Raw genomic sequence first — 6,468 nt, forward strand, 5'->3', positions numbered from 1 at the left:
CGCCGTTCCATGAAAAATGGCGGGCCATTGGCCCGCCATCGAGGATCACGCCGTGAGCGGGCTTACGCCCGCGCCGGCTGCAGCGTGTAGCCCTTCAACCTCGCCGAGTAGTCCTGCAGCGCGCGGATGCCGGTGGCTTCGGCTTCGCGGCACCATTCCTGCAGGTTGCGCAGCGACTCGCCCGCATTGGCAGTACGGGTCTCGAGCACGGCCGCCAGGCGTGCGCGGTGTTCGACCAGGGTGCGGATGCGCGGACGCGCCTCGACCCATTGCTGCAGCTGCCGGCGCGCGTCGGGCTTGAGCCAGCGGCCGTCGTCGGCGATGCCCTTGCGCAGCTTGCGCGGCAGCAGCGCGCGCAGCTTCGCGCCGGCGATGCGGGCTTCCTCGCGCAGCGCGGGCTTGAGCACGTTGCGCTGGTAGTCGGTCATCGCCTGGAAGCGGTGCGCCAGCAGCGCGCGCATGGTGTCGGCGTCGGGCACGTTGATGTTGGGGCGCACGTCCAGCGCCGGCGCGACGCGCAGCACCTTGGCCAGGCGCAACTTCTCCAGGCCCTTGATCACGCCCCAGCCGATGTCGACCTCCCACTTGCGCAGCGCGAACTTCGCCGAACTCGGGAACGCGTGGTGGTTGTTGTGCAGCTCCTCGCCGCCGATCCACACGCCCCACGGGGTGAGGTTGGTCGCGGTGTCGGTGGTCTCGAAATTGCGGTAGCCCCACCAGTGGCCGAGGCCGTTGACCACGCCCGCGGCCCAGAACGGGATCCACGCCATCTGGATCGCCCACACCGCCACGCCCATGAAGCCGAACAGCGCGAAGCTGATGAACAGCAGCACGGTCGGGCCCATCGTCGCGTGCGGGGTGTACAGGTGGCGCTCGATCCAGTCGTTGGGCGCGCCCTTGCCGTACTGCTCGATGTCCGCGCGCATGCCGCGCGCCTCGCGGTACAGCTCCACGCCGCGCCAGAACACCGTCTTGATGCCCTTGTACATCGGGCTGTGCGGGTCGTCCTCGGTCTCGCACTTGGCGTGGTGCTTGCGGTGGATCGCCACCCACTCGCGGGTGATCATCGACGTGGTCAGCCACGTCCAGAAGCGGAAGAAGTGCGCGAGGACCGGGTGGAAATCGACGCCGCGGTGCGCCTGGCTGCGGTGCAGGTACAGCGTGACCGAGAAGATGGTCAGCTGGGTGGCGACGAGCAGGTACAGCAGCATTTCGCCCCAGCCGAACTGGAGCAGGCCGCCGGCAAGGAAATCGAGGATCGAGGCAGGCATCTGGAAACGGTTTCTGGAAGACGTGTCCCGGCATGATGGGGCCGCACCCGGTCGAAAGCCATCCCTGCGCACGGGTATGGCGCGGCGCGTTCATCCAACTGCGAAGTCGTTCGCCCGTTCACGTTGTGTCGGCGCGAGCAGAGGCGCGGAGAATGGCGCCGGGGGCGCGGCAAATCGCGCCGCCAGTCTTGCCCCGGCCACCGGGCCGCCTTCCCGTGTCGCGGTCCGCAGCGGTCTGCGACACTTGCCCGATGCCCGAACTGCCCGAAGTCGAGACCACCCGGCGCGGCCTGGCGCCGCACGTCGAGGGCCGCCGCGTGGCCGCCGTCGTGCTGCGCCGGCCGGACCTGCGCTGGCCGATCCCGCCCGACATCGCCGAACGGCTGCCGGGCCAGCGCATCGACGCGGTGCGCCGCCGCGCCAAGTACCTGCTGCTCGACACCGCCGCGGGCAGCGCGCTGCTGCACCTGGGCATGTCCGGCAGCCTGCGGGTGCTGCCGGCAGGCGCGCCGGTGCGCCCGCATGACCACTTCGACATCGCGCTCGCAGCACCCGGCCGCGGCGGCGGCCGGGTGCTGCGCTTCAACGATCCGCGCCGCTTTGGCTGCCTGCTGTGGCAGCCCGCGGGTGAGACGCATCCGCTGCTGCGCGGGCTCGGGCCGGAGCCGCTGGACGATGGTTTCGGCGGCACGGCTCCCGGGGGAACGACGTTCGACGGCGACTATCTGTTCGCACGCAGCCGCGGCCGCCGGGCGCCGGTGAAGACCTTCCTGATGGACCAGCGCACCGTGGTCGGCGTGGGCAACATCTACGCCGCCGAGGCGCTGTTCGCCGCCGGGATTTCGCCGCTGCGGGCAGCCGGCAAGGTCTCGCGCGAGCGCTACCGCCTGCTCGCCGACGCGGTGCGGCGCATCCTCGGGCAGGCCATCGACCGCGGCGGCACCACCCTGCGCGACTTCCTCGCCCCGGACGGCGCGCCGGGCTATTTCGTGCAGGAGCTGAGCGCGTACGGCCGCGGCGGCGCCCCCTGCCCGAACTGCGGCCGGCCGCTGAAGCAGGCGCAGGTCGGCCAGCGGGCGACGGTGTGGTGCGGGCACTGCCAGCGCTAGGTGCGCCCGCTGCAGCCCCGCGGCCCTTGTAGGAGCGGCGGAAGCCGCGAGCTTTTGATCTGATCCAGCCCCAGGCAAAAAGCTCGCGGCTTCCGCCGCTCCTGCAAAACCCCCTCCGTCCGACCCGGCCCCCGCGAGCGGCCGGCCGGGCCGCGCGGTATAGTCGCGCCGCGCCCTGGGGAAATCGATTGACGCAAACCGCTGACATCACCGGCCTGCTCGATGCCGCACGCGATGGCGATCGCGGGGCGCTCGACCGCGTGCTCGCCACGCTCTACCAGGAACTGCACACGATGGCCCGGCGCCAGCTCGCCGGCCAGCACGGGCAGACCCTGGACGCGACCGCGCTGGTCCACGAGGCCTACCTGAAGCTGATCGGCCGGCGCGAGGCCAAGTTCGACGATCGCGCGCACTTCTTCGCCTATGCCGCCTCGGCGATGCGCTCGGTGGTGGTCGATTACGCCCGCCAGCGCCTGGCGCAGAAGCGCGGCGGCGACCTGCACCGCGTCACCGACCTGCCCGAAGACATCGAGGGCGGCTTGCGCCTGGACGAGGACATGCTGGGCCTGGATACCGCCCTGACCAAGCTGGCGGCGGTGGACGAGCGCCTGGCGCGCGTGGTCGAGCTGCGCTACTTCGCCGGCCTGTCGGAGATGGAGATCGCCGCCCTGCTCGACCGCTCCGAGCGCAGCATCCGCCGCGACTGGCAGAAGGCCAAGCTGTTCCTGCTGGCGGCGCTGCAGGGCGATGAAGACGGCGGGCGATAGGGCAAGTCGGCCACCGCTGCCCGTCATCCCGGACGTCGCGAGGGATCTGCAGGTGTCGAAACACGACCACAACCGCGCTCCCCGCCGCGTCGCCAACGCGCGGCGAGCGGTGCAGCACCTTGTTGTCCCGCGAGGCGCCCGGCGCGCGCGGTCCGGCTGACGCCCCGTGGACGCCGAACGCTGGCAACGACTGTCCCCGCTGCTCGACGCGCTGCTCGAGCTGGATCCGCCAACGCGCGAGCGCAGCCTGGCATCGCTGCGTGAAGAGGATCCGCAGCTGGCCGAGGACCTGGCCGGCCTGCTGGCACTGGAGGAAGAAGGCGACGATTTCCTGTCGCAGCCGCTGATCGCACCGCTGCCGGGCGCCCGGCCGGACGCGCTGATCGGGCCGTACAAGCTTGAGCGCCTGCTCGGCGAGGGCGGCATGGGCCAGGTCTGGCTGGCCAGCCGCGCCGACGGCCTGTACCAGCGCCGGGTGGCGCTCAAGCTGCTGCGCCCGGGGCTGGCCGATCCCAACCTGCGCCTGCGCTTCACCCGCGAGCGGCAGATCCTCGCGCGCCTGGGCCATCCGCACATCGCGCGCCTGCTCGACGCCGGCATCAGCGCCGACAACCAGCCCTACCTGGCGCTGGACTACGTCGACGGCGAACCGATCACCGAGTGGTGCAAGTCGCGCGCGCTGGACGTGCCGGCCTGCGTCCGGCTGTTCATGCAGGTCTGCGAAGCGGTCAGCCACGCCCACGCGAACCTGATCGTGCATCGCGACCTGAAGCCCTCGAACATCCTGGTCACCCCGCTCGACGAGGTGCGCCTGCTCGACTTCGGCATCGCCAAGCTGCTCGACACCGCCGAGCAGGCGCCGGACAACACCGGCACCGGGCTGCGCGCGTTCACCCTGCACTACGCCGCGCCCGAACAGATCCGCGGCGAGCCGGTCACCACGATGACCGACGTGTACTCGCTGGGCGTGGTGCTGTACGAAGTGCTCAGCGGCGCCAAGCCCTACCGGCTCAAGCGCCAGACCGACGCCGAGTGGGAGGAAGCGATCCTCGGCGCCGACCCGCTCAAGCCGTCGTCGACGCTGCTGCGCGGCCCTGACGACGACAAGGGCGGCGACCCGGCCGCGCTGCGCAAGCGTGCCCGGCAGATCACCGGCGACCTCGACAACATCGTGCTCAAGGCGCTGGCCAAGCGTGCCGAGCAGCGCTACCCGTCGGTGGAGGCAATGGCGCTGGACCTGCAGCGCTACCTCGACGGCAAGCCGGTGCACGCGCGCGCGCAGAGCATGGCCTATCGCCTGCGCAAGTACGCCGGCCGCCATCGCTGGGCGCTGGTGAGCGGGACACTGGTGGCCGCCACCCTGGCCGCGGCGCTGGGCATCGTGCTGTGGCAGTCGCGGCAGTTCGTGCAGGAAGGCGCGCGCGCGCAGGCGCTGAAGGACTTCGTCGTCGGCCTGTTCGAGAACGCCGCCAGCACGCCCGAAGGCGTGCCGCTGGATGTGCGCCAGCTGCTCGACGCGGGCGTGCAGCGCGGCGACATCGAACTGGCGCGACAGCCGGAAGCGCGCGCCGAGCTGTTCGGCGTGATCGCGCGCCTGCGCCTGGGCCTGGGCGACTACGCCGATGCGGCCTCGCTGCTCGATCGCCAGGCGACGATCCTCGACGCGCTCGGCAGCGTGCCGCCGAGCCTGCGGCTGGAATCGGCGACCGACCTGGGCCACACCCGGCGCATGCTCGGCGACTACGCCGGTTGCATCGCCGGCATGCGGCCCTGGCAGGCGCTGGCGCGGCGCGAGGAGCACCAGCTGCCGGCGCAGGCGTCGGAGTTCTATTCGCAGCTCGGCCGCTGCCAGCGCCACACCGGGCAGTACGACGCGGCGCGGCTGATGTTCGAACGCTCGCTGGCGCTGCGCCGCGACCCGCTGCACAACGAGGCCGGGGTGGTGGAAAACCTCGTCGACCTGGCCCGCCTGCACGCGGCCACCGGCGACACCGCGCGCGCGCAGGACGAGCTGCGCCGGGCGCTGGCGCAGCTCCGCGCCCGGGTCGGCGATCGCCATCCGCTGGCGGTCGACATCCTGGGCAGCCTGTGCGCGCTGCGCCGCGCGCAGGGCGACGTGCGCGGCGCCGAACAGGACTGCCGCAAGGCGCTGGCGCTGTCGCTCGACCTGCAGGGGCCGCAGCACCGCGCCACCGTCGATGCGCGCCGGCAGCTCGCGGCGCTGCACGTCGACCAGGGCCGCTACAGCGAGGCCGCCGCGGAGTTCACCAGCAGCCAGGCCTGGCTGCTGGCGCGGCTGGGGATGGAGCACGAGGAGGTCTCGCGCAACTACAACTCGCTGGCCATCGTCGACTGGGAGCGCGGCGACACCGACGCCGCGCTGCGCAACCTCGACCGCGCCATCGCCATCAGCCGCAAGCCCGGCCATGCGCAGCTGCTGGCGGCCCAGCTGTTCAACCGCGGGATGATCCTGCACGACGCCGGCCGCGACACCGAGGCCAGGCTGCAGCTGCGCGAATCGCTGCGCCTGCGCGAAGCGCTGCCCGGCGACCACCAGGGCCTGGCCGGCGATACCCTGCGCCTGCTGGGCGAAACCAGCACCGGACTCGGCGAACACGCTGCGGCCGAGCGGCAGCTGCAGCGAGCCGTGTCCCTGACCCGCGAAGGCTACGGCGCCACGCACCCGCACGCGCTGCGCGCCGAGCTGTCGCTGGCGCGGCTGCAGGCGCACGCCGGCAGCGCGCCGGCGCTCGGCCGGCTCGAGCGCCTGGCAAGCCTGTCGGCCACCGACATCGAGCGCCGCCGCGTCGCCTGGCTCGCCCGCGCCTACCTGTCCGAACGCACCTGCCACGGCCCGCAGCGCGAGCAGGTGCTGCAGCAGCTGGCGGCACTCGACCTGTCGCTGCAGCAGGCACAGCCCGAGGGCGGCGCGATGGTGCGCGAGGTCGACGCGATCCGCGAAGGCTGCCAGTCAGCCCCGTAGGTCGGGGCTACGCCCCCGACGGCTTCGGGTGACACAGGTGCCCGTTTCCGAAGCCCGCAGGGCGCAATGGCGCGCGGGAAAAGGCGGGTCAAGACCCGCCCTACGTTTTGTTCACTCCTGCGCGCGCGGTGGCGCCAGCGGCAGGCGCTCCTGCAGCGGCTCCACCCGCCCCTCGCCGCGCACGATCTTCTTGAACTCTGCGCGGCTGACCGAGATGTAGCGCTCGTTGCCGCCGATCTCCACCTGCGGCCCGTCCTGCACTGCGTAGCCGTCCGCGTCCACGCGCACGGTCATCGTCGCCTTGCTGCCGCTGTGGCAGATGGTCTTGATCTCGCTGA

Annotated in this window: 4 protein-coding genes and 1 pseudogene; 3 read left to right on the forward strand and 2 right to left on the reverse strand. The window is 72.1% G+C overall.

All coding sequences use genetic code 11. From position 1 onward, the window contains the following. Positions 1–62: 62 nt before the first annotated feature. Positions 63–1,271: a DesA family fatty acid desaturase gene (locus ACFONC_RS07830; protein ID WP_386743176.1), complete on the reverse strand. Its 1,209-nt coding sequence runs from the start codon at positions 1,269–1,271 to the stop codon at positions 63–65. Positions 1,272–1,522: 251 nt separating this feature from the next. On the opposite strand from ACFONC_RS07830, the gene mutM reads away from it, so the two are divergent. The 3 genes from mutM to ACFONC_RS07845 all read left to right on the forward strand — a co-directional run bounded on the left by mutM (position 1,523) and on the right by ACFONC_RS07845 (position 6,130). Next, on the forward strand, positions 1,523–2,380 hold the full coding sequence (gene mutM, locus ACFONC_RS07835) for a bifunctional DNA-formamidopyrimidine glycosylase/DNA-(apurinic or apyrimidinic site) lyase (RefSeq protein ID WP_386743177.1): 858 nt from the start codon (positions 1,523–1,525) through the stop codon (positions 2,378–2,380). Positions 2,381–2,568: 188 nt separating this feature from the next. Further along, positions 2,569–3,147 carry an ECF-type sigma factor gene (locus ACFONC_RS07840; RefSeq protein ID WP_386743178.1) on the forward strand — a complete coding sequence of 193 codons (579 nt, stop codon included), beginning with the start codon at positions 2,569–2,571 and terminating at the stop codon, positions 3,145–3,147. A 166-nt stretch (positions 3,148–3,313) separates the two neighbouring features. Further along, the gene (locus ACFONC_RS07845) at positions 3,314–6,130 is read left to right on the forward strand and encodes a protein kinase domain-containing protein (RefSeq protein ID WP_386743179.1); all 2,817 of its coding nucleotides are present in this window, start codon (positions 3,314–3,316) and stop codon (positions 6,128–6,130) included. A 111-nt stretch (positions 6,131–6,241) separates the two neighbouring features. Here the strand turns inward: ACFONC_RS07845 and ACFONC_RS07850 are convergent. After that, a pseudogene (locus ACFONC_RS07850) lies at positions 6,242–6,468 on the reverse strand (thymidine kinase); the annotation flags it as partial.

It is taken from the genome of Luteimonas soli, from assembly GCF_042648865.1.
GTDB classification, from domain to species: Bacteria; Pseudomonadota; Gammaproteobacteria; order Xanthomonadales; family Xanthomonadaceae; genus Luteimonas; species Luteimonas soli.

Excerpts from the sequence above, each read along its gene's own strand:
- mutM (WP_386743177.1), top strand. The coding sequence starts at position 1,523 with ATGCCCGAACTGCCCGAAGTCGAGACCACCCGGCGCGGCCTGGCGCCG.
- ACFONC_RS07830 (WP_386743176.1), bottom strand. The coding sequence starts at position 1,271 with ATGCCTGCCTCGATCCTCGATTTCCTTGCCGGCGGCCTGCTCCAGTTC.